Source organism: Roseomonas sp. CCTCC AB2023176 (assembly GCF_042259275.1).
GTDB lineage: Bacteria > Pseudomonadota > Alphaproteobacteria > Acetobacterales > Acetobacteraceae > Roseomonas.
In genome coordinates this window covers 3,654,487-3,675,399 of the sequence record NZ_CP170086.1, presented here as the reverse complement: position 1 = coordinate 3,675,399, position 20,913 = coordinate 3,654,487, and the positions used below count along the sequence as shown (strand labels likewise).

Genomic DNA, 20,913 nt, shown 5'->3' with positions numbered 1-20,913 from the left:
GCCTCCCCTGGAATCCCGTCGCGGTTTGGCCTATATCAGACGGGTCGTCTTCGGACGGCTATGGCGATAAACGGCACGTGGAATAAGCGTTGCGGACCCGGGGGCAGTGCCCGGCGGCTCCACCATCACCGACGAACCACTCGGTTCGTTGTTCCAACCGCCCTTGTCGGGGTGGGGACGATGGGGCCGAAACAGGCTCGACGCGCGCGGTAAAGACGTGTCCTTTGCCCGGCATTGTACCGCCGTCATCGGGCTAAATCACAAGTGCCAACGACAACAGCCGCGAGGCTGTGGCGCTCGCTGCCTAATAGGTAAGCGCGGTCCGGGGGGAACCGGGCAACAGAATCCCCCCACTTTTTCTCAGAACGTCCAGGCGTGCAGCAGGCGCCCGGGGACCGCGACGGCCGCCACGCCGGCGATGACGAGCGACCCGGCACAGATCAGCATGGACCGCCGGTGCGCCTCCACCCGCCCGTGCCGGACGCGCCAGACCGCCCAGCCCAGCGTCGCCATCATGATCAGCGCGAGGACGTGCAGCGGCGTGAAGCCGTGCGTCGTCAGCGCCAAGGCCGACAGCGCCGCCCCGAACAGCGCCCCCGCCGCGACGCGCCCCGCGATGCGGTGGCTGATGCCCAGCCGCCGCGCCCCGATCGCCACGGGCACCGCGGCCAGGGCGGCGAGCGAGAAACCGAGGTGAACGAGAACCGGAAGGGGGGTGGACATCGCCGCGTCTCCGTTGTGAACAGCGTTTACATAAAGGTGCGGAGTTAACGGTGTCAACATCAGATCGCCCCTACCATCACGGCGACCTCCGCGCCGCCCTGCTCGACGCGGGAGACACCTTGCTGGATGAGGGCGGCAACGGCGGCTTTGCCCTGCGTGAGGCCGCCCGCCGCGCCGGCGTGACGGCAGCCGCCGCCTACCGGCACTTCCCCGACAAGGACGCGCTTCTGCTGGCCCTCGCCGCGCGCGGCTATGCCGCTTTCGGCCGGACCATGGGTGAAGCCGCGGCCGCGATCCCGACCGACGCGCTGAACGCAATGGGCGAGGCCTATGTCCGCTTCGCCCTCGACCGCCCCGCGCGTTTCCGCCTGATGTTCGGCCCGCTCGTGGCGGCGTCCCGGGGCCGCAATGCAGCGCTCGACGCCGCGCGCGACGCGACGTTCCGGGCGCTGCAGGATGCCGCCGGCGACCGCCCCCGCGCCCTGCGCGCCTGGGGCCTGGTCCACGGCCTGGCCATGCTGCTGATCGACGGCGCCCTTCCCGCCGACGAGCCGGCCGCCCTCATCCGCGAACTGCTCCAAGCATGAGAGGCGGGTTGCCGCGCGCCGCGCGCCCGGCTACCGCGACCCTCACGCCGCGCCTATATCGGCCCTCCCGCCCCCTCCGGACCCCGCATGAGCGAGACCGCACCGCCGCCCGACAGCCTGCTGCCCTACGACCGCTGGACCGAAGAGGCGATGCGCGGCGTGGCGCTGCGCGCCCTCGAGCACGCGGCGGAGAAGGGCCTGCCGGGCGAGCACCACTTCTACCTGACCTTCCGCACCGACCACCCGGACACGAAGGTCCCAGGTCACCTCAAGGCCCGCTACCCGCAGGAGATGACGATCGTCCTGCAGCACCAGTTCTGGGACCTGAAGGTGGACCGCGCGGCACAGAAGGTCTCGGTGGGCCTCTCCTTCGGCGGCGTGCCCGCGTCGCTCGTCATGCCCTTCGCCGCGCTCATCGCCTTCTGGGACCCTCATGTCCGCGTCGGCCTGCGCTTCGGCGAGGGCGTGGCGGCGGACGACGCGGAACCGAACGACGCAGCCGCCTTGCCCCCCGCGCCGGAAGCAACCGAAGCGCCCGCGCCGCCGAAGCAGGAGACACCGGCACAGGTCGTCTCCCTCGACGCCTTCCGCCGCAAGCCCGCCGGTCGCGACTGACCGAACCGCCGCGCCCGCGCGGCCCGCATCCAAGCGGAGACATACGATGCCCGCCCTCGACCACCCCGCCGCCACGCCCTCCGGCGCGGAAGGAACCTCCGCCGCCGACACGCCGCGCGTGACCAACCCGAACGACCTCACGCCCGTCGCCCCCGTCGGAAACCCGAACGGCGCGGAGGGCGATGCGGGCATGCCCGTGTCGCAGCGCACCAAGGGCTTCGACTATTCCCCGATGTTCCCGCTGGGCGAACCCGAGACGCCCTGGCGCAAGTTGGACATCGAGGGCGTCTCCACGATCGAGGTCGGCGGCCGCAAGGTCCTGCGCATCCCGCCCCGCGTGTTGGAGGAACTGGCCTTCCAGGCCTGCCGCGACGTGTCCCACCTGCTGCGCCCCGGCCACCTGCAGCAGTTGAACAACATCCTGCGTGACCCGGAGGCCAGTGCGAACGACCGCTTCGTCGCGCTCGACCTGCTGAAGAACGCCAACATCGCTGCGGGCGGCGTGCTGCCCATGTGCCAGGACACCGGCACCGCCATCGTCCACGGCAAGAAGGGCCAGCGCGTCTGGGTCGAGGGCAACGAGGAGGAAGCCCTCTCCTACGGCGTCCACCGCACCTACACCGAGACGAACCTGCGCTATTCCCAGATGGCGCCGCTCTCGATGTACGAGGAGGTGAACACCGGCAACAACCTGCCGGTCCAGTTCGACATCTACGCCGCCCCCGGCGAGCACCACGCCGAGGAGTTCGAGCTGATGTTCGTTCTCAAGGGCGGCGGTTCCGCGAACAAGACCTTCCTGTTCCAGCAGACCCGCGCGGTGCTGAACCCGAAGAAGCTGCTCGACTTCCTCGGCGAGAAGATCAGGACGCTCGGCACCAGCGCCTGCCCTCCCTATCATCTCGCCATCGTCATCGGCGGCACCTCCGCCGAGGCGACGCTGAAGACGGTGAAACTCGCCTCCACCCGTTACCTCGACACCCTCCCCGACCGCGGGAGCAGGTCCGGCCACGCCTTCCGCGACCGGGAGCTGGAGAAGGAGGTCCACAAGCTCACCCAGAACCTCGGCATCGGCGCGCAGTTCGGCGGCAAGTATTTCTGCCACGACGTGCGGATCATCCGCCTGCCGCGCCACGGCGCCTCGCTGCCCATCGGCATCGGCGTCTCCTGCTCCGCCGACCGCCAGATCAAGGCGAAGATCACCGCGGACGGGGTGTTCCTGGAACAGCTGGAACACGACCCCGCGCGCTTCCTTCCGGAACATACCGACGAGATCATGGGAGGAGAGGTCGTCCGCATCGACCTGAACCGACCGATGGACGCGATCCGCGCCGAACTCTCGCGCCACCCCGTGAAGACGCGCGTGTCCCTCACCGGCACCATCGTCGTGGCCCGCGACATCGCCCACGCGAAGCTGAAGGAACGCCTCGACCGCGGCGAGGGCCTGCCGCAATACGTCGAGGACCACCCAGTGTACTACGCCGGCCCCGCCAAGACACCGGAGGGCATGCCCACCGGCTCCTTCGGTCCCACGACCGCGGGTCGGATGGACTCCTACGTCGCGGAATTCCAGGCCGCCGGCGGCTCGCTCGTCATGCTGGCGAAGGGCAACCGCTCCAAGGCCGTGACCGAATCCTGCAAGCGGAACGGCGGGTTCTACCTCGGCTCCGTCGGCGGGCCCGCCGCGCGCCTCGCCCAGGACTGCATCCGCAAGGTCGAGGTCCTGGAATACCCGGAGCTCGGGATGGAGGCGATCTGGCGCATCGAAGTCGAGGACTTCCCCGCCTTCATCGTCGTGGACGATAAGGGCAACGACTTCTACGACGGGCTGGAATGAACGGCGTGGCGTCCGCTCGCTGATGGAAACCACGCTCCTCGCGACGGCGATGATGGCGCTCGCCTCCCTCGGCGCGACGCTCCTCCTCTCGCGGCGCGCCGCGGCGGACGGCACCGATTTCGGCACGGCCCTCCTGCGGCTTGCCCAGGCGCTCCCCCTCGCCGTCGCCTTCCTCTACGGCCACGGCGCCTGGTGGACGGGGCCGGTCGCCATCCTCCTCGGCGTCGCGGCGGGGCTGGGTGCCGCGCGCGTCACCGGCGGCGCGACGCTTGCCGTCGGCGTCGTCGCGCTCGCGATGGGCCTGTCCTACATGGCCTCGGTCATCCTCCGCTTCGGCCCGCCCAACTGAGGCAACCAGCATGACGCGGCGCCTCATCTCCTCCGGCTCCCCCTTCGAGCGGGACATCGGCTATTCCCGCGCCGTCGTGGACGGCGACTGGATCTTCGTCTCCGGTACCACCGGCTACGATTACGCGACGATGGAGATCGCGCCGGACGTGGTCCGGCAATGCGAGCAGACGCTGAAGAACATCGCCGCCGCCCTCGCCGAGGCCGGAGCCCGCCTCTCCGACATCGTCCGCGTCCGCTACATCGTCCCCGACCCCGCGGACTGGGAACCCTGCTGGCCCATCCTGCGCCTCTATCTCGGGGAGGTCCGCCCCGCCGCCACCCTCATCCACGCCGCCCTCCAGAACCCGGCCATGCGGATCGAGATCGAGGTCACGGCGCGGCTCCGGTCCTGAAGCCGCGCCGGGCGCCGCGCGTTGCCCCCCAGTGCCCAGTCCCGGGCGCAGCGGAGATATGACATGACGATCAGGACCTCGGTGCTTGGACTGGCGCTGTTGGCGGCCCTTTCCACGGGGGCACTCGCCCAGGGCTCGGCCGGCGGGTCGGGCAGCGGATCGGCGGGCGCATCGGGCGGCGCCGGGGCGGGCAATGCCGGGAGCGGCGGGACCGCGACCTCCTCCGCGCCCAGCGGTACAAGTTCCTCGAGCGGCGGCTCCTCCGTGGCGGGCGGTGCCCCGGCGCGCAGCGGGTCCGGCACCGGCGGGACGGGCAGTGTCCCCGACGCGGGCGTCGGCGGCAGCGGCCTGGTCGGCCCGGGAAGCGGCACCACGGGCAGCACGCAACGCTGAGACGCGGCCACGCGCCACGGCGCCAACCGGATCGCCACGCGACGGCCACCACTGCCGCGGAACGGCCACGAGCACCCTGAAATGACCCCGGGGCCGCCGGATGGCGGCCACCGGGGCACGGGATCCTCTCCTTCGCCACCCCTTCCGCACCCGGAAGCGGGTGCCGCGAAGAGGAAAAGGGAACCCCCATGTCCACCCGTATCCGGTCCGCCCTGCTCGGCGCCGTCATCGCCCTGCCCGCCTTCGGCGCGCTCGCCCAGACCGCCGTCCCAGCCTCCCCGGCGCCGGCCGGAGACCGCCCGGCGGCCGCGCGTCCGGCGACGCCCGCGCCCTCGGCCGCCGCGACGCCGGCGACCACCCCGTCCCGCACCGGCGCGGCCGCGACGCCACACGGCGCCTCCGGCAGCCACGTCGGCCCCCAGACGGGCACCCAGACGGGCACCCAACGGGCACCCAGACGGGCACCCAGACGGGCAGCGTCACCGCGCCGCGCGCCACGCCGCCGTCCGGCAACGTCGCCGCGCCGAATGGCGGGTCGGTCCAGGGTAGCGTCGCCCAGGGTCAGGGCACGAACCGCGCGACCGTCCAGCCCATGGCTCCCGGCAGCACCACGGGCAGTACCACGGGCAGCACCGGCGGCGGCAGCGTCATCCGCTGACGGCCGGCCCGCGGCGGATCAGGATGCGACCCGCCGCGGGCCAGGCGCGGCCACCACGCCCCCAACGGGGAACAAAGGAGCGGGGGTGGCGGCCCCGACCTCGCCGCGACGGGCGCGCTTGCCCGCCGCGGCACGCGCGCGCCTGCCCAGCGCGGCACGCGCGCTCTTGCCCGCCGCGGACCGTCGTTGCATGGGGTGCCCCGCCCGCGGCGTCCCGCTGCGGCGCTGCCGGGAACACCGCAATGCGCTTCGCCGTGGACCGCCTCGACCACCTCGTCGTCACCTGCGACGACGTGGACACCATGGCGAACTGGTACGCCCGCGTCCTCGGGATGGAGCGGGACTCCTTCGGTTCCGAGAACCGCACCGCCCTCCGCTTCGGCGGCCAGAAGATCAACCTGCGCCCGAAGACCGCGACGCAGGAGGAATGGTTCACCGGCCGCACCGTCGCCACCGGCTGCCACGACCTCTGCTTCATCGTGACCGTCCCCGCCGAGGACGTCGTCGCCCACCTCGAGACCTGCGGCGTCACGGTGGAGGTCGGCCCCTCCGTCCGGATTGGCGCCCTCGGCCCCATCAACTCCGTCTATTGCCGCGACCCCGAGGGCAACCTCGTCGAGATCGCCTCCTACGGCGACGTACCCTGAGGCGGGGAGCGTGACGCCCGACGGCACCTCCGGCGCCCCGCCGCGCCCGGCGCCCGACACCCCGCGCCTGCTGCTGGACCGCGCGCGGCTGGAGGCCAATGTTGCCCGCCTCCACGCCCGCTGCCAGGCGCTCGGCGTTGCCTTCCGCCCGCACTTCAAGACCGCGAAGTCGGCCGAGGTCGCGCTGATCTCGACCGGGGGCGCCCCCGGCCCGCAGACCGTCTCGACGATCAAGGAGGCCGAGTTCCTCGCCGCCGCCGGCGCCGCGCGCGACATCCTCCTCGCCGCCACCGCCATCCCGGCGCGCATCCCGCGCGCGGAGGCCCTGCGCCGTGCCCATGGCACCCGCCTGATCCTCGTCCTCGACAGCCCGGAGATGGCCGCCCTCCTCGACGCCGCCGCGACCGAACCGCACGAGGTCCTGGTCGAGGTTGACAGCGGCGAGCACCGCGCCGGCGTCCCGCCCGAACGCGCGCTGGCCATCGCCCGCGCCACCGCCGCCACGCGCCACCTCCGTCTGGCCGGCGTCATGACCCATGGCGGCCACTCCTACGGATTCGCCGGGGCCGAGGAGATCGCCGAGGTCGCGGAGGCCGAGCGCGCCGGCACCGTCGCCGCCGCCGAGGCGATCCGCGCGGCGGGCCTGCGCGCCGACATCGTCTCGGTCGGCTCCTCCCCCACCCTGCTGCATGCCCGCCACCTGACCGGCGTGACGGAAGCGCGGGCCGGCGTCTCCCTCCTCTGGGACCTCGCGCAGATGTCGCGCGGCCTCTGCGGGTGGGAGGACCTGGCCTGCTCCGTCCTCTCGACCGTCATCGGCCACAACCGCGCCGGCCCCGCCCTGGTGCTGGATGCCGGCGCCCTCGCCCTCTCGAAGGACGTCACCGCCAACAGCTTCGCCCCCGGCACCGGCTTCGGGATCCTCGCGGACGAGCACGGCCACCGCCTGCCGCTGCACGTCGCCACCGCCTACCAGGAACACGGGATGGTGCCGGTTCCCCACGAATCCTGGTTCGTGCGCCTGCCCGTCGGCTCCCTCGTCCGCGTCTATCCCAACCACGTCTGCATGACCGCGGCCGGCGGCTACGGCGCCTTCGACGTGATCAACCCGGATGGCGCGGTCACGGATCGGTGGCCGCGGGTGGACGGCTGGCACTGACGGCGACCGCCCGAGCCGCGCCGCGACCCCGGGGCCGACGACGGAAGGCAACGCGGCTCGCGCTCCCCGACGGCGCGCCCCGGCCAGGGGCCAAGGACCGCAACCGCCGGCCCGCGGCCCGCCCGCCGGCACGGCGCGACGCACGCGACGATCCAAACCCCGCCGCGACACCGATTTGCGACGCTCGGTCCGCCATAACCTCCTCACCGGTTCCACCGCCGCCACCACCGCCCGCTGGGCGACGGCCGGCGGGATCACCCGGCGGAGGACATCCCCCCTGACCCGTAGATCGGCGGGCGCTGCGGCCGCAGCGCCCGCCGATCTCGCGTGGGCGTGCGATCACGGACGGTGGAATCGCCGCCGACCGCATGGCCCTCCCTTGGTGGTGGCGCCTCGCCTGCCCCATCTCGCATCCCATGACCCAGACCCGCACAGAGACCGACTCCCTCGGCACCATCGAGATCGAGGCCGGCCGCCTGTGGGGCCCGCAGACCGAGCGCGCACGCCGCCTCTTCCAGATCGGGACCGAGCGCTTCCCCGCCGGCCTCATCCGCGCCGTCGGCCTGCAGAAGCAGGCCGCCGCCGAGGCCAACCTCCGCCTCGGCGAACTTCCACAGGACATCGCCGACCCGATCATCGCCGCCGCCGCCGAGATCGCCGCCAACCAGCGCGATGCCGATTTCCCCCTCCCCGTCTGGCAGACCGGATCCGGCACCCAAACGAACATGAACGCGAACGAGGTCATCGCGAACCGCGCGAACCAGATGCTCGGCCAGCCGCTCGGCGCGCGGAAGCCGGTTCACCCGAACGACCACGTCAACCGCGGCCAGTCCTCCAACGACTCCTTCCCCACCGTGATGCACGTCGCGGCCGCGGAGGCCGTGACGCAGCGCCTCATCCCCGGCCTGCGCACGCTGCACGCATCCCTCGCGCGCCGCGCGGTGGAATGGTCGGGCATCGTGAAGCTCGGCCGCACCCACCTGATGGATGCGGTCCCCGTTACCCTCGGCCAGGAATTCGCCGCCTGGGCGCGCCAGGTCGAACTCGGCATCGCCCGCGTCGAAGCCGCCCTGCCCCGCCTCCTGGCCCTCCCGCAGGGCGGCACGGCGGCCGGCACCGGCCTCAACACGCACACCGAATTCGCCCGTACCTTCGCCGAGCGCATGGCGGCCCTCACCGGCCTGCCCTTCACCGCGAACCCCAACCCCTTCGAGGGCATGGGCGCCCATGACGCCTTCGTAGAACTGCAGGGCCAGATGAACGTCGTCGCGGTGTCGCTCAACAAGATCGCGAACGACATCCGCCTCCTCGGTTCGGGCCCCCGCTCCGGCTTCTCGGAACTCGTCATCCCGTCGGACGGCCTGTCCTCCTCCATCATGCCGGGCAAGACCAACCCGACGCAGTCGGAGGCGCTCACGATGGTCTGCGCGCAGGTCATGGGAAACACGACCACCGTCACGATCGCCGGCACGCAGGGGCACCTGGAACTCAACGTCTTCAAGCCCGTCATCATCCAGGCCGTGCTGCAATCCGCGGCGCTGCTCGCCGACGCCGCCGAATCCTTCGCGCACAACATGGTGGACAAGCTGGAGCCCAACGCGGCGCGCATCGCGGAGAACGTCGCGAAGTCGCTCATGCTCGTCACCGCGCTGAACCCGCGGATCGGCTACGACAAGGCCGTCCAGATCGGGAAGAAGGCCCTAGCCGAGAACCTCACCCTCCGCGACGCCGCGCAGCAGCTCGGCCACGTGTCGCCGGAGGACTTCGACCACTGGGTCCGGCCGGAGGAGATGACCCGGCCCGGTCACCAGGAAGGGGGTGCTGCCCTCGCCGGCTCGGGCTGACCGTGCGCGGCCACCTGGAGAAGCGCTCCTTCACCCTCGCGGGCCACAGGACCTCCGTCGCCCTCGAACCCGCCTTCTGGGAAGCGCTGGAGGAAGAGGCCGCGCGCCGCGGCACAACCCTCCTCCGCCTCGTCGCGGAGGCCGACGCGGTCCGCGCCGACCCGACGCTCCCCCTCGCTTCCGCCCTCCGCCTCCACGCCCTGGCCGCCGCCCGCGCCGCGGCTCCTCAGTCGCAGTAGCGCACCGTCAGACCCGTCCCCCGCGCCGACCCCGCGACCGGCGACGACACGCAGACCGAGCGCGCCGGCCCGACCCGCCGGTCCAGCATGCGGATGACCCGCCGCCCGCCCAGGCCGCGCAGGTCGGCCACCTCGTGAAAGGGCTGCTCCGGCAGCCGCACCCCGGCGATGCAGTCCTGGAACACGACCTCGCCGAAATCCGGCAGCGGGTAGAGGTCGTCCCGCCCCGCGACCGTCGGCCGCTCCACCACCCAGACCGCCGCCTGCCCCGTCACCGGCGCCGCGTTCACGTGCGCGACCTCCGCCAGGAAGTCGTTCGCGACGAGGCCGGACCGCCACAGCGTCCCGTCCTCCTGCCCCGTCGTCTCGTTGCGAATGCACAGCACCGCCCGATCCGGCGCATGCAGCGCGATCCAGCACGTCACCTCGTCCCCCGGGGAGACGACGAAGTCGGCAAAGCGCACCTCCGGGTAGGGCTCGCCGCGGACCCACCATTGCGCCCAGGCGTAGGTCTCGATCCAGCGCTTGCCGTCCTGGAAGCACTCCGACGTCGTCGTGCCGATCTGCGGCAGGGACGCCGCCATCCGCCGGTGCCCGTCGAGCCCGACCCAGACCGAGACGCGGCGGGACAGCGGGTCCTCGTCCCGCGGCCCCGGGATCGGCGGGGGCAGCGCGGCATTGTCCCGCGCGTCGGGCACCTTCCACCGGCCGCAAGCCGCGGAGAACCGTTCCTCCCCGTTGGCCGTGATCAGCGCGCCGGACCAGTTCCGGCTTCCCTGCCAGGCCGAGGCGCCGGCGACCCGCGCGCCCGAATTGCTCGCCATGGGGCGGTGGCCCACCGGCGGCCCCGGATCCGTCCGGCCCGATGGCTGCGTCCGCCGCAGCGCCGTCCAGGTCGCGGCGAGGTCGCTGCCCCGCGGCCCCGGCCAGGGCGGCCGCCCGCCCGCCAGGAAGGCCTGCCGATAGCCCTCCGGCGTTTCCCCGAACTCGTGGCCCGGATCGGTCGGGAAGCCCCCGTCGCCTCCCGCCGGCCCGCCACCCGCGACCTCGCCCAGGGGCCGCGCCCGATCGTCGAGTGCCCGCCGCACCGATTCGTAGAGGCTGAATATGCAGCCGGGCGGACTATCATCCATGGCGTCACGTCCACTCCGTCCGCGCCGCCTTCAGCAGGTCGGCAAAGGACTGCGTCGCCTGCAAGGCCGGGAGGAGCTGCCCCGCGAGGTCCCGCCCCGCCGCCGAATCGCTGGGGTAATGCACCCCGGCGATCTCGCGGTTCCGCGCGATGCGATCGGCCATCGCGTCCACCACGGTCTGCGCCGCCGCCCAGGGCGTACCCTCGCGCACCGCCTCGACGCAGCGCGCGATGAGGAAGGCCTGCGTCGCATGGCCCGACGGGTAGGCCGCGTGCCCGGGTACCGCGATCGGGGGCCGCAGCGCCGGGCAGACCTGCGACGGACGCCGCCGGTCATTCAGGCGCTTGAAGTGCTGCGCCGCGATCCCCGCGACGAGCGACGCCGTCTCCATCACCGCCGCCGTCCGGGGATGGCTCCCGGGCGTGGCGGTGAGCACGCCGAGGAAATGCGTGATGAACTCCGCATCCTGCGACAGGATCTCGCCCAGCGCGTCGGGGCGCTCGTCCTCGGCGGCGCGGATCAGCTCGTCGATCTCCTCGTCCACGACCTCCGTCAGACTCTTCCCGTCCCGCCGCAGGCGATCCTGCCAGGAAGCCAGCGCGATGCCGCCCGCGCCCTGCGGCTCGCCATCGGCGGTCCGTTGCCGCTGCCGCCAGGCCGGACCGTCCGTGAAATCCGCCAGGATGTGCCATGCCCGCCAGGACGCCGACCAGTTGCGTCCGAAGCTTCCCTCGTGACCCGACCGGAAGTCCCGGTCCGCGATCCGCTTGGGCGAAAGAGCCGAGGGCATGGCGACGAAGGGCAGGTCCACGCGGTCCGGGAAGAACCAGCCACCGCCACCGCCGGCATTGCCCTGGTTGCCTTGGTTCCCCTGATTTCCTTGGTTGCCCTGGTTACCCTGGTTGCCCTGGTTACCCTGGTTGCCCTGATTTCCCTGGTTGCTCGCCGACATCCGTCCCCCTTCGCGCCTCTCGAACCCGAATGCCTACCAGGGCAGCCCCGCCTCGCTCAGCCGTCGTGCGAAGAGATCCCGGATCTCTCCCCGCAAAGGCGTCTTCGCGACGAAGCCGGAGAGCCTGAATTCCGGATCCATCACCCGCACGCGGTCGGCCAGCTCCCGCGCTTCCTCCGCCCGCCCGAGGGCGACGAGCGTCGCCACGAGGGTGCGAAGGTTCGGCGCGTGCAGCGCATTGGCGGCGGCCGACCGGCGCGCGCAGGCGGCCGCGCGCTCGAACTCGCCGGCCGTGTAGCAGGCCTGCGCCAGGATGTGCTCGTGAAGAAAGGTGAAGGAGTCCATCGGCGCCAGGCGCAGCCCACGCTCCGCCCAGGTGATCGCCTCCGCACCCTCGTCCAGCCAGGACCGCAGCGCCGCGCCCCAGCTCCAGGCCATCGCGCAGGAGGGGCCGGAGGCCACGGCCTCGTCCAGCATCTCCCGCGCCGCCTCGAAGTCGTGGTCCATGTAGCCGCGCAGGAACCCGCGCAGCGCGAGGGAGAAGGGGTCACGCGGGTCCCGGTCCAGCGCCGCGTCCGCGAAGCGGGCGGACAGCGCGAAATCCCCGGCATCCGACCAACCCTGCGCGACGCGCAGCGAATGCCACCACGCCATGTAGCTGTGCGGCATCGCGCTCGTCGGATCCGCCGCGATCGCCCCCTCGAGGAGGGTCCGCGCACGATCCATGGACGCGCGGTCGAGCCGCCGGATCTCGTTCAGGGCGCGCAGCACGAAGTCGTAGGCCGTCAGGCTCGCCGGCGGCTTGCGCAGGACGCGCGACAACTCGCGTTCCTGCAGCCGTGGCGCGATGAGTGTCATCACCTGCTCCGCGACCCGATCCTGCAGCTCGAAAAGATCGGCCTCCGATCCCTCGAAGCGATCGCTGCGGATCACCGTGCCGCGCTCGGCATCCGTCAGCTCCGTCGTGATCCGAAGTCGGCCGCCGGACCGCCGCAGGCCGCCATATAGAACGTAGCGCGCCCCGAGGTCGCGGGCCGCCGCCCGCGCGTCCGTCGTCACCTCCGCGAAGGCCAGCGCCGAACCGCGGGAAATGACGAGGAGCCAGTCCAGGCGCGATAGAACCTCGACGATCCCCTCGATGATGCCGTCGGCGAAGTAGGCCTCCTCGCGGTCGAAGTACTCCTTCCGGAAGGGCAGCACGGCGATGACCGGGCGGTCGTCCGCGCTCGTCGAGAAGGACAGCCCATGGTCCGGGTCCGCCACCTGGACCGCCGGCGCCCGCTCGTCCAGCACCTCGGCCTGGAGGAGATAGCCCCGCCGCGGAACCGTGCGCAGCAGCTCCGCCGCCGGTCCCAACGCGCGCCGCAGTTCCCCGATGCACTGGGTGATGCTGTCGTCGGTGACGAAGATCCCCGGCCAGACGGTATCCAGGATGGTCGCGCGCTCCACCACCCGCCCCGCATTGTCGAGGAGCAGCCGCAACAGGTCGAAGGTCTTGGGACGCAGGAGCGTCTCGCTCCCGTCCGGCGCGACGAGAACGCCCAGGCCTTCGTCGAAGGTACAGTCGCCGAAGCGAAGCTTCCGGCTCGCAGGGGACAGACGCATAGGAGGACCGTGATGCCGGGGCGAGTGTAGGCAGCGTCGGGGTGCAAGGGGCAAGCGTCGCGTTGCGGCCATGCCGGCCGAAGTTTCGCCGCCGGGATGATCAATCCTATCGCGCCGCCCGCCAGCGCAGCCAGCCCGCCACCTCCGGCACCCGGCGGACCCGGCCGGCAGGCCCGGTCACGCGCACCCCGACCTCCGGCCCGTCATAGCCGGGCGCCGTGGGCCGGACCGTCGCCGCCAGGTCCAGCGCGCCCCGCGCCACGTCCGCCTCGCCCGAAAACGAGACCGTCGCCCCCTCCGCCGCACCCCGGGCCTCCGCGACGGTGGCGCGCGCCCCGGCGATCGCGACGCGGATCGCCATCGCCTCCACGCCCGTGGCCCCCCCCGCCAGGGCGCCCCGCAGCGCCGCCTCGTCGCCCACGGCCGCCGCGGACGCCGCGGCCGTCCCGTCGAACCCAAACAGCACGCCGTTCCGCACCTCGCCCGTCGCCTCGCCCGAGAGCGTCGAGAGCAGCGTCGCCGGGCTGCTTCCCGCCGCCTCGAGCCGCAGCTCTACCGATCCGCGCCCGGCCACGAGGTCGAAGGGCAATCCCGTCACCGTCCCCGTGACCACGGCGTCCCGCAGCGTCCCGGCGACGGCCAGTCGCGGCGGACCCGCCCCGGCCGTCGCGTCGAGCGACGCCGCGCCCCGCAACGCGCCCTCGGAGAGGACCGCCTCGACTTCCTCCAGCGACAGGCGGCCGGACGCCAGCCGCAGCCGGGCCGAGACCCCAGAGGGCGGCGGCAGGCCGAGGCCCTCCAGCCGGTCCACCCGCAGCGCAAGGTCGGCCTCCGCGGCGCGCAGCAGCCCCAGCGGCAGCGGGTCCCCAAGCCCCGCGCGGAAGGCCGGCAGGACGAGGGTCTCGATCGCCACCCGCCCGCCGAGCCGCGGCACGCCCTCCAGCGCGAGCGTGCCCGCGCCCTGCGCCCGCAGGGCACCGGCTACGAGGTCGAACCGCTCCGCCGCCACCCCCTGCGGCGAGGCCGCGAGCGCCGCGACGAGGGACAGCGATCCGTCCCCGACCCACTCCGCCGCCCGCCCGTCCCAGGCCGCGGCGAGCACCCGCGGTGCCCCGGGGTGCCGCAGGGTCAGCAGCCCGTTCGCCCGCCGCGCCGGCAGGTCGAGCGTCCCGTTCGCCTCCACCCGTCCGTCGCCCAGGTCCATCCCGAGCCCGACGGCGAGGGCGTCCAGCGCCCCGGCCGCCGTGGCGCGGAGGGTGACCGGCTCGGCGGCCAGCGGGACGTCGTCCGGCCACCCGCCCGGCACCATCGCTGCGAGCGCCCGCAGCTCGGGCGCGGACACCTCCAGCGTCGCGTCGGAGAGCCGCGGCGCCGGCCCCAGCAGCGCCACGCCCGACGCCACGACCTCCGCCCGCGCCACCTGGCCGGAGAGACGCCGGAGCGTCAGCCGCCCGTTCTCGAGCGCGGCGTCCAGCGAGGCGCGCTCAAGCGAAACCCCGCCCCAGCGTGCCGAATCCGCCGCCACGCGGAGATTGGCATCGATCGCTCCCACGCCCCGGCTGACGCCCGCCCAGCCCAGCTCGGGCCGCAGCCAGGAATCGAGGTCGAGGCTATCGAGCGTCAGGCCGAGCCCCAGCTGCGTCCGCTGCCCCGTCCGCAGCACGCCCGCGCCGGACACCCGCGTCCCGTCGATCACCGCGGCGAGCTCTGCGATGTTCGTGCTCCCGGGCTCCAGCACCAGCCGCGCGCGGCCCGCGCCGGCGCGGAGGCGCCCCGGCGCGATCCAGGGCGCCTCGACCCCGAGCGCCGCGAGCGCCGCGCGCAGGTCGGTCCCCTCGACGCGGACGGCGGCCTCCAGCCGCTCCCCGGCGGTCGCGCCGTTCAGCTCCACCGTCGTCTCCCCGGGGAGGACGGCGGAGACGTCCGTTAGGGTCAGCCGCTCCCCCTCCCGGAAGGCCGCCGCGCGCAGCCGCCGCAGGGTCACGCCGCGCAGCGTCGCCGCCTCCGCCGACAGGTCCAGGCCGAGCGGCAGCGCCCCCGGCCCGGGCCGGGCCCGCAGCGCCGCGTACCAGGGGTCAAGGTCCACCCGCGCCGCCGCGAGCGCCGCATCGAGCCGCGGCGAGGGCGAGAGTCGCAGCGTCACCGCACCCCGCGCCGCGGTCCCGCCGACTTCCAGCGCCAGCTCGTCCGCGGCAACGAGATCGGGGGCGACCGTCAGGCGCCCACGCGCCCGGAACGGGCCGGGCGGCCCCGGCAGCAGCACCGGCAGGTCCGGGCCGGAGGCCTCCACCGTGCCTTCGACGATGCCCTCGGGCTGCAGCACGCCGCGCGCCGCGACGACCGCACCGCCGAGCGAGACCGTCAGTTCGACCGGCGTCGCGCCATCGTTCCCCGGCCGACCCATCCCCGCGTCGAAGCGCCATTCCAGCCCGTCCCGCAGGAAGCGCCCGGTCGCGCGCAGCGCCTGGCCCGGGTCGCCGGCGCGCAGGCTCGCGCGCACCTGCTCCAGCGCGACGCCGCCGATTACCAGCCGGCTGTCCTCCAGCTCCGCCTCCAGCGCCGGCAGCCCGCGGGGCAGGTCGGCGAGCGCGACCGGCGGCCAGGGCACGCGGATCTCCGCGCCGACCAGCGCCACCTCCCGCGGCACGATGCGGCCGATGAGCAGCGCGGGACCGTCGAGCCGCAGCCGCAGCGCATTCGCCGTCGCCGCCAGCGCGTCGTCCGGCTCCCCGACCGTCACGCCGGAGGCCTCGATCTCGGGCCGGGGCAGCAACCGCAGCCGCACCGGCCCGAACAGCCCGACGCGCCGGCCAATCCGCTCAGACGCGAGGGCCGCGAGCAGATCGCGCCGCGCGGTCCAGTCCGTGAGGGCGGGAACCGCGCCGAGCACGGCCACGGCCGCGAGGAGGAGCGCGAATGGGATGCCGAGGAGGAGCCTACGGCGCATCCGCGACGGACTAGCGGCCACCCGCATGCGGCGCGGCGGCGCGCGACGCGGTGGGGCCGTGGGGGGCGATCATCCGGGGTCCTCGAGGCCGCGGGGCGGGGGCCCGGCGATGCGCCGCACAATGCGGCCCGCGGGTCCGCCCGGCAACATCGCGCGCCGCGCCGCGCGGTCCGCATGCCCCAAGCGGCGCCGGGCGTGGCGCCCGCATCTCCGCCCGCCGCCTGGCCCGCCCCCTCGCCCCTCAGCGGATCCGGCATGTCCGGGACGGACCCACCGACGTGACCGGGCCTGCCGGAGGTTTCCGCCCGGCCCGGATCGGGTCTAATCAAGTCCGACCATCATGCGGACCACGCGGCGGGAGCCCCCGGCGAACGTGCCCACCTCCGACGCAGCACGGACGGCCCCACTGCCCGGCGCGCCGACGCTGCGCGGCCGCCTCTCGCGCCTGGTCGTCGTGGCGCTGCTCCCGGTTGCCCTCCTCGCCGCGGCCGTCGCCACGTCCGGGTACCGGGCCGAGCGCGGACGCACGGAGGCACGCACCGTGGAGGTCGCGCGCGGCGTCGCGCTCGCGGTCGAGCGGGAGCTCCGCGGCATGACCGCGAGCCTCGAGGCGCTCGCGCTCTCCCCCTCGCTCGGCTCCGGCGACCTCGACGCCTTCCGGCGGGAAGCCGCGGCCCTCACCGCGCGCCACTACCCCGGCGCGAACGTCCTCGTCGTCGCGCCGGACGGCCGGCAGCTGATGAACCTGGCCGTGCCCCCGGGGCAACCGCTTCCATCCCGCGTGATGATGGACACCACCCGGCAGGTGATCGAGACCGGGCGGCCCGCCGTGTCCGACGTCTTCACGGGACAGCCCCTGAGCCGACCGGTCGTCTCGGTGGACGTGCCCGTGCCCGGCCCGGACGGCGCGGTGTCGCAGGTCCTCGCACTCGGCTTTCCCGCCTCCGCCTTCGCCGAGATCATCCGCCAGCAGCGGCCCCGGCGCGGCTCCGTCGTCGCGATCCTCGACCGGCGCGGCACGGTCGTGGCGCGCGAGCCCGACCCGGGGGCCGCCTGGCCGGCCGCCCGGCGGTACCCGCCCTGGTCGCAGAGGTCGACGCACGGGGCGAGGGCACGGCGCTGACGACGACCCTCGAGGGCAACCCCGTCCTCTCCGCCTTCAGCCGCCCCGGCCCCTCCGGCTGGGCCGTCGCGATCGGCATCCCGGAGTCCGAGGTCTTCGCGCCGCTGTGGCGATCGCTCGCCCTCACCGCCGCGGGGACCGCGCTCGCCCTCCTCCTCGCGCTCGTCCTCGCCCGCCGTGTCTCCGAGGACATCGCCCGGCCCGTCCAGGCCCTCGTCTCCCTCGCCGCCGCCCCGCGAGGTGGTCACGCGCCATCGAGCCCCGGCCTGCGCGCTGACGCCCCGGCGAGCCTTGGCCTGCGCGAGGCCGACGCCGTCGCCGCCGCCCTCCTCGCCGCCGAGAGCGCCCGGGCCGAGAGCGAGGAGCGCTACCGCCTCGCGGTCGAGAGCGCGGAGATCGGCTTTTGGGACGTGGACCCGGTGAAGGGCAGCCTCATCTGGCCCCCCCGGGTCAAGGCGATGTTCGGCATCTCGGCGGACCGCCCGGTCTCGATGGACGACTTCTACGCGGGCCTGCACCCCGATGACCGCGGCGCGACGGCCGCCGCCTATGCCGGCGCGGCCGATCCGGCCCGCCGCGCCCTCTATGACGTCGAATACCGCACCATCGGCAAGGAGGACGGCGTTGTCCGCTGGGTCGCGGCGAAGGGCCGCGGCGTGTTCGACGCCTCGGGGCGCTGCGTCCGGCTGATCGGCACCGCCGTGGACATCACCGCCCGCAAATCAGCCGAGGCGGCGCTCGCCTGCAGCGAGGCCGAACTGCGGCGGCTGAACGAAGACCTCGAGGCACGTGTCCGCCGCGAGGTCGTCGCGCGCGAGGCGGCGCAGGCCCAGCTGGCCCACGCGCAGCGCATGGAGGCGCTCGGCCAGCTCGCAGGCGGCGTCGCGCATGACGTCAACAACGTGCTCCAGGCCGTCCAGGGCAGCGCCCGCCTCATCGAGACGCGGCCGGAGGACCCGGAGCGCGTCCGCCGCCTCGCCCGCGTCGTGCTGGAGGCCGCCAGCCGCGGCGCGGCCGTCACCCGCCGCCTCCTCTCCTTCTCCCGCCGTGCCGACCTGCGGGCGGAGCCGGTGGAGGCCGCGCCGCTCCTGGCGGGGCTGCGCGAGATCCTGGCCCATACCCTCGGCGCCGGCATAGACGTCCGGGTGGAGGTCCGGCCGGGCCTCCCGCCCCTCCTCGCCGACAAGGCGCAACTCGAGACGGTGCTCGTCAACCTCGCCACGAACGCGCGCGACGCGATGGACGGCATTGGGACCATCACCCTCTCGGCCGTCGCCGAAGCGGTGGAGGACGAGACCATCCGCCTGCCCCCGGCGCTTCGTCCCGGCCGCTACGTCCGCCTCTCCCTCGCCGACACCGGCGCCGGGATGGACTCCGCGACCGTGGCGCGCGCGACGGAGCCGTTCTTCACGACGAAGGGGATCGGCAAGGGCACCGGCCTCGGCCTCTCCATGGCCCGCGGCTTCGCCGAGCAGTCCGGCGGGGCCCTGGCGATCGAGAGCAGCCCCGGCGCGGGCACCACCATCCGGCTCTGGCTGCCACTGGCCGCGGAGGCCGGGGATGCGGTGGACGCGGCGGCCGCCGGATCGGCGGCACCGGCCCGCGCGCGCGTGCTGCTGGTGGACGACGAGGCGCTGGTCCGCGCCGTGACCGCCGAGGGCCTGGAGGACGCGGGCTACGACGTCCTCTCCCTCGGCTCCGGCGCCGAGGCGCTGGACGCTCTCGCGGCCGGAGCGCCGGCCGACATTCTCGTCTCCGACCTGTCGATGCCCGGCATGGACGGGCTGGCCCTGATCCGCGCCGCCAAGGCCGCGCGCCCCGGCCTGCCCGCGATCCTCCTCACCGGCTTCGCCACGGATGCCGCGGAAATCGCGATGGACGGGGCGCTCAGCGGGTCCTTCTCCCTCCTCCGCAAGCCCGTGGAGGCCGGCGCGCTTGCGGAGCGGGCGGCCGCCCTCATCGGCGCCGCCGGCGACGAGGCCCCCGGCGGGATGGCGCGCGGCGCGGCCGTGACCGCGCCCCGCGCTTCCGGGCGCGGGCGGGATGGGGCATAGCCCGTTCACCACGCGGACATGGGCACGCGGGACACGGGGTGGCTTGGGCTTCTGGGGCAAGATCATCGGCGGCGCGGTCGGCTTCGCCATGGGCGGGCCGTTCGGCGCGATGGCCGGCGCGGCGCTCGGCCACGCGATGGACGACGGGACGCTTGCCCGCGCCATCCCCGGGATGGACGGCGCGCGCATCGCCGCCCTGCTGGGATCGCGCGAGAGCCTTTTCGCCATCTCCGTCGTCGTGCTCTCCGCCAAGCTCGCGAAGTGCGACGGCCCCGTGAAGCGGGAGGAGATCGACGCCTTCAAGCGGACGTTCCGCATCCCGCCGGAGAACATGAAGGAGGTCGCGACCCTCTTCGACCAGGCCCGCAGCAATGCCGAAGGCTACGAGACCTTCGCCGAGCGCCTCGGCGCTGCCTTCCCCGACAACCGCGCGATGCTGGAGGACGTGCTCTCCGCCCTCTTCCGCATCGCCGAGGCTGACGGGCCGGTGAACGGGCGCGAGATGGCCTACCTGACCGCGGTCCACGCCCGCCTGGGCCTCGACGCCGCCGCGTTCGAACGCGCCCGCCTCGGCCAGCCTGCCTTCGGCCGCGCGGCGCCGCAGGACGAAGGACCGGACCCCTACGGCATGCTCGGCCTGGCCCGCGACGCCTCGGATGAGGAGGTCCGAGCGGCGTGGAAGCGCCTCATGCGGGAGAACCACCCGGACAGCCTCGCCGCCCGCGGCGTCCCGGCGGAGTTCGTCAAGCGCGCGACGGACAAGGTCGCGGGCATCAACGCGGCGTGGGACCGGATCAAGCGGGAGCGCGGGCTGTAGCGTTGATTTCGACCCCGGCCGCGTTCATGGAAGCGACGGAGGCCCGCGATGGACGACACGCAGACCACCGAGACCGTCGAGCAGCGTCGCGCGCGCGCCAACGCCGGCGTGCGCGCCGCGATCAATGCGCTGTAAGCAAAGGGCGTCCGGGCCCTCGTCGTCGGGTCCCTCGCCAAGGGTACCTTCGGCCGCTGGTCCGACGTCGACATCATGGTGACGCGGTGTCCCGACAATCTGCGCTACGCGATCGAGGGTCTCGTGGAGGACTGCCTCGGGGACATTCCGCTCGGCGTCGTCTACGTGGACGAGGTCAAGACGTGGCGCTTGGCGCGGATGCTCCCGAGTGTGCGCGATGTCCACGATCTTGAGTGACGCGGAAGCCGAGTTCTCCGACCTCTCGCACGAGGCGGCACGCCTGAGCGAATTCCTGGCTCGGCTCGATCATGGCAACCTCGGCGACGACACGCTCGAGACCTGGGTCGCGGCGCACACCTGCGGTTCGTCATCGGAGGGACTCTGCATGGGGATGGAGCGTGTCATGCTCCTCCTCGCAACGCGTATCGACGGAGTGCCGATGGCCAATACGGCGTCCTGGCATCTCGGCCTGCTTCGTCGGATGGGTGAGCCGGTCGAGGGCCGACGCGGTGCTGTCCTGACGCCTAGCCTCTGCGCCGCGCTCGATCGCCTCTGTGGTTTTCGCCACCGGGAACGCAACAGCTACGCCGCCGACCTCCGCCCGGTGACCGTGATCGAACGCGCCGAGGAAGCCCTGGCGACCCTGGCCCGCTTCTTCGACGCGGTTCGCACGTTCCTGCAGACCCGTTCCCCGTGATCGCCACA

20 protein-coding genes, 1 other RNA gene and 1 pseudogene are annotated in these 20,913 nt (G+C 73.8%); 17 read left to right on the top strand and 5 right to left on the bottom strand.

Annotated elements, in window-relative coordinates; all coding sequences use genetic code 11:
• The first annotated feature begins 4 nt into the window (after nt 1-4).
• Nucleotides 5-355, top strand: a transfer-messenger RNA (tmRNA) gene (gene ssrA / locus ACE7GA_RS18430).
• A 5-nt stretch (nt 356-360) separates the two neighbouring features.
• On the opposite strand, the gene ACE7GA_RS18425 is transcribed toward ssrA, so the two are convergent.
• Complete coding sequence (locus ACE7GA_RS18425) at nt 361-723, bottom strand: hypothetical protein (RefSeq protein WP_376089682.1); 363 nt, start codon at nt 721-723, stop codon at nt 361-363.
• Nucleotides 724-773: 50 nt separating this feature from the next.
• Here ACE7GA_RS18425 and ACE7GA_RS18420 point away from each other — a divergent pair, with 50 nt between their 5' ends.
• The 10 genes from ACE7GA_RS18420 to ACE7GA_RS18375 all read left to right on the top strand — a co-directional run bounded on the left by ACE7GA_RS18420 (nt 774) and on the right by ACE7GA_RS18375 (nt 9,442).
• On the top strand, nt 774-1,310 hold the full coding sequence (locus ACE7GA_RS18420; protein WP_376089679.1) for a TetR/AcrR family transcriptional regulator: 537 nt from the start codon (nt 774-776) through the stop codon (nt 1,308-1,310).
• An 87-nt stretch (nt 1,311-1,397) separates the two neighbouring features.
• Complete coding sequence (locus tag ACE7GA_RS18415; RefSeq protein ID WP_376089676.1) at nt 1,398-1,925, top strand: SspB family protein; 528 nt, start codon at nt 1,398-1,400, stop codon at nt 1,923-1,925.
• Nucleotides 1,926-2,115: 190 nt separating this feature from the next.
• The gene (locus ACE7GA_RS18410; RefSeq protein ID WP_376100355.1) at nt 2,116-3,759 is read left to right on the top strand and encodes a fumarate hydratase; all 1,644 of its coding nucleotides are present in this window, start codon (nt 2,116-2,118) and stop codon (nt 3,757-3,759) included.
• A 22-nt stretch (nt 3,760-3,781) separates the two neighbouring features.
• The gene (locus tag ACE7GA_RS18405; protein WP_376089673.1) at nt 3,782-4,108 is read left to right on the top strand and encodes a hypothetical protein; all 327 of its coding nucleotides are present in this window, start codon (nt 3,782-3,784) and stop codon (nt 4,106-4,108) included.
• A 10-nt stretch (nt 4,109-4,118) separates the two neighbouring features.
• The gene (locus ACE7GA_RS18400) at nt 4,119-4,502 is read left to right on the top strand and encodes a RidA family protein (protein WP_376089670.1); all 384 of its coding nucleotides are present in this window, start codon (nt 4,119-4,121) and stop codon (nt 4,500-4,502) included.
• Between the two features lie 63 nt (nt 4,503-4,565).
• The gene (locus ACE7GA_RS18395; RefSeq protein WP_376089667.1) at nt 4,566-4,895 is read left to right on the top strand and encodes a hypothetical protein; all 330 of its coding nucleotides are present in this window, start codon (nt 4,566-4,568) and stop codon (nt 4,893-4,895) included.
• Between the two features lie 900 nt (nt 4,896-5,795).
• Nucleotides 5,796-6,200, top strand: a complete 405-nt coding sequence (locus tag ACE7GA_RS18390; protein ID WP_376089664.1) for a VOC family protein — start codon at nt 5,796-5,798, stop codon at nt 6,198-6,200.
• Nucleotides 6,201-6,210: 10 nt separating this feature from the next.
• Nucleotides 6,211-7,359 (top strand): alanine racemase, encoded by a 1,149-nt coding sequence (locus ACE7GA_RS18385; RefSeq protein ID WP_376089661.1) that lies wholly within the window; start codon nt 6,211-6,213, stop codon nt 7,357-7,359.
• A 416-nt stretch (nt 7,360-7,775) separates the two neighbouring features.
• Nucleotides 7,776-9,203: a class II fumarate hydratase gene (locus tag ACE7GA_RS18380; RefSeq protein WP_376089658.1), complete on the top strand. Its 1,428-nt coding sequence runs from the start codon at nt 7,776-7,778 to the stop codon at nt 9,201-9,203.
• A gap of 2 nt (nt 9,204-9,205) precedes the next feature.
• The gene (locus tag ACE7GA_RS18375; protein ID WP_376089655.1) at nt 9,206-9,442 is read left to right on the top strand and encodes a ribbon-helix-helix domain-containing protein; all 237 of its coding nucleotides are present in this window, start codon (nt 9,206-9,208) and stop codon (nt 9,440-9,442) included.
• Here ACE7GA_RS18375 and ACE7GA_RS18370 read toward each other — a convergent pair.
• From ACE7GA_RS18370 to ACE7GA_RS18355, 4 genes are all read right to left on the bottom strand, one after another.
• Nucleotides 9,430-10,575: a G1 family glutamic endopeptidase gene (locus ACE7GA_RS18370; RefSeq protein WP_376089652.1), complete on the bottom strand. Its 1,146-nt coding sequence runs from the start codon at nt 10,573-10,575 to the stop codon at nt 9,430-9,432. The two genes, ACE7GA_RS18375 and ACE7GA_RS18370, sit on opposite strands and share 13 nt — an antisense overlap.
• Nucleotides 10,576-10,579: 4 nt before the next feature.
• Entirely contained in the window at nt 10,580-11,527 is a 948-nt protein-coding gene (locus tag ACE7GA_RS18365) for a hypothetical protein (RefSeq protein ID WP_376089649.1), read from the bottom strand.
• 33 nt (nt 11,528-11,560) lie between these two features.
• Entirely contained in the window at nt 11,561-13,132 is a 1,572-nt protein-coding gene (locus tag ACE7GA_RS18360) for a winged helix-turn-helix domain-containing tetratricopeptide repeat protein (protein ID WP_376089646.1), read from the bottom strand.
• Nucleotides 13,133-13,238: 106 nt separating this feature from the next.
• Nucleotides 13,239-16,079 carry an AsmA-like C-terminal region-containing protein gene (locus ACE7GA_RS18355; protein WP_376089643.1) on the bottom strand — a complete coding sequence of 947 codons (2,841 nt, stop codon included), beginning with the start codon at nt 16,077-16,079 and terminating at the stop codon, nt 13,239-13,241.
• A gap of 373 nt (nt 16,080-16,452) precedes the next feature.
• Between ACE7GA_RS18355 and ACE7GA_RS18350 the strand changes: the two genes are divergently transcribed.
• The 6 genes and pseudogenes from ACE7GA_RS18350 to ACE7GA_RS18325 all read left to right on the top strand — a co-directional run bounded on the left by ACE7GA_RS18350 (nt 16,453) and on the right by ACE7GA_RS18325 (nt 20,905).
• Entirely contained in the window at nt 16,453-17,202 is a 750-nt protein-coding gene (locus tag ACE7GA_RS18350) for a cache domain-containing protein (RefSeq protein ID WP_376089640.1), read from the top strand.
• Complete coding sequence (locus ACE7GA_RS18345) at nt 17,133-19,256, top strand: ATP-binding protein (protein WP_376100352.1); 2,124 nt, start codon at nt 17,133-17,135, stop codon at nt 19,254-19,256. The genes ACE7GA_RS18350 and ACE7GA_RS18345 overlap by 70 nt, the downstream gene beginning before the upstream one ends.
• Before the next feature lie 43 nt (nt 19,257-19,299).
• The gene (locus tag ACE7GA_RS18340; protein WP_376089637.1) at nt 19,300-20,073 is read left to right on the top strand and encodes a TerB family tellurite resistance protein; all 774 of its coding nucleotides are present in this window, start codon (nt 19,300-19,302) and stop codon (nt 20,071-20,073) included.
• A gap of 153 nt (nt 20,074-20,226) precedes the next feature.
• Nucleotides 20,227-20,283: pseudogene (locus ACE7GA_RS18335) on the top strand (nucleotidyltransferase domain-containing protein); the annotation flags it as partial.
• Nucleotides 20,284-20,445, top strand: a complete 162-nt coding sequence (locus ACE7GA_RS18330; RefSeq protein ID WP_376089634.1) for a hypothetical protein — start codon at nt 20,284-20,286, stop codon at nt 20,443-20,445.
• Entirely contained in the window at nt 20,438-20,905 is a 468-nt protein-coding gene (locus tag ACE7GA_RS18325; protein ID WP_376089631.1) for a hypothetical protein, read from the top strand. Before ACE7GA_RS18330 ends, ACE7GA_RS18325 begins: the two co-directional genes overlap by 8 nt.
• Nucleotides 20,906-20,913 lie beyond the last annotated feature (8 nt).

Bases quoted from the DNA above. Each gene is read 5' to 3' on its own strand.
- ACE7GA_RS18355 (WP_376089643.1), bottom strand. From the start codon at position 16,079: ATGCGCCGTAGGCTCCTCCTCGGCATCCCATTCGCGCTCCTCCTCGCG.
- ACE7GA_RS18390 (WP_376089664.1), top strand. From the start codon at position 5,796: ATGCGCTTCGCCGTGGACCGCCTCGACCACCTCGTCGTCACCTGCGAC.
- ACE7GA_RS18330 (WP_376089634.1), top strand. From the start codon at position 20,284: ATGGTGACGCGGTGTCCCGACAATCTGCGCTACGCGATCGAGGGTCTC.
- ACE7GA_RS18400 (WP_376089670.1), top strand. From the start codon at position 4,119: ATGACGCGGCGCCTCATCTCCTCCGGCTCCCCCTTCGAGCGGGACATC.
- ACE7GA_RS18410 (WP_376100355.1), top strand. From the start codon at position 2,116: ATGCCCGTGTCGCAGCGCACCAAGGGCTTCGACTATTCCCCGATGTTC.
- ACE7GA_RS18360 (WP_376089646.1), bottom strand. From the start codon at position 13,132: ATGCGTCTGTCCCCTGCGAGCCGGAAGCTTCGCTTCGGCGACTGTACC.
- ACE7GA_RS18380 (WP_376089658.1), top strand. From the start codon at position 7,776: ATGACCCAGACCCGCACAGAGACCGACTCCCTCGGCACCATCGAGATC.
- ACE7GA_RS18395 (WP_376089667.1), top strand. From the start codon at position 4,566: ATGACGATCAGGACCTCGGTGCTTGGACTGGCGCTGTTGGCGGCCCTT.
- ACE7GA_RS18415 (WP_376089676.1), top strand. From the start codon at position 1,398: ATGAGCGAGACCGCACCGCCGCCCGACAGCCTGCTGCCCTACGACCGC.
- ACE7GA_RS18405 (WP_376089673.1), top strand. From the start codon at position 3,782: ATGGAAACCACGCTCCTCGCGACGGCGATGATGGCGCTCGCCTCCCTC.
- ACE7GA_RS18365 (WP_376089649.1), bottom strand. From the start codon at position 11,527: ATGTCGGCGAGCAACCAGGGAAATCAGGGCAACCAGGGTAACCAGGGC.
- ACE7GA_RS18425 (WP_376089682.1), bottom strand. From the start codon at position 723: ATGTCCACCCCCCTTCCGGTTCTCGTTCACCTCGGTTTCTCGCTCGCC.
- ACE7GA_RS18370 (WP_376089652.1), bottom strand. From the start codon at position 10,575: ATGGATGATAGTCCGCCCGGCTGCATATTCAGCCTCTACGAATCGGTG.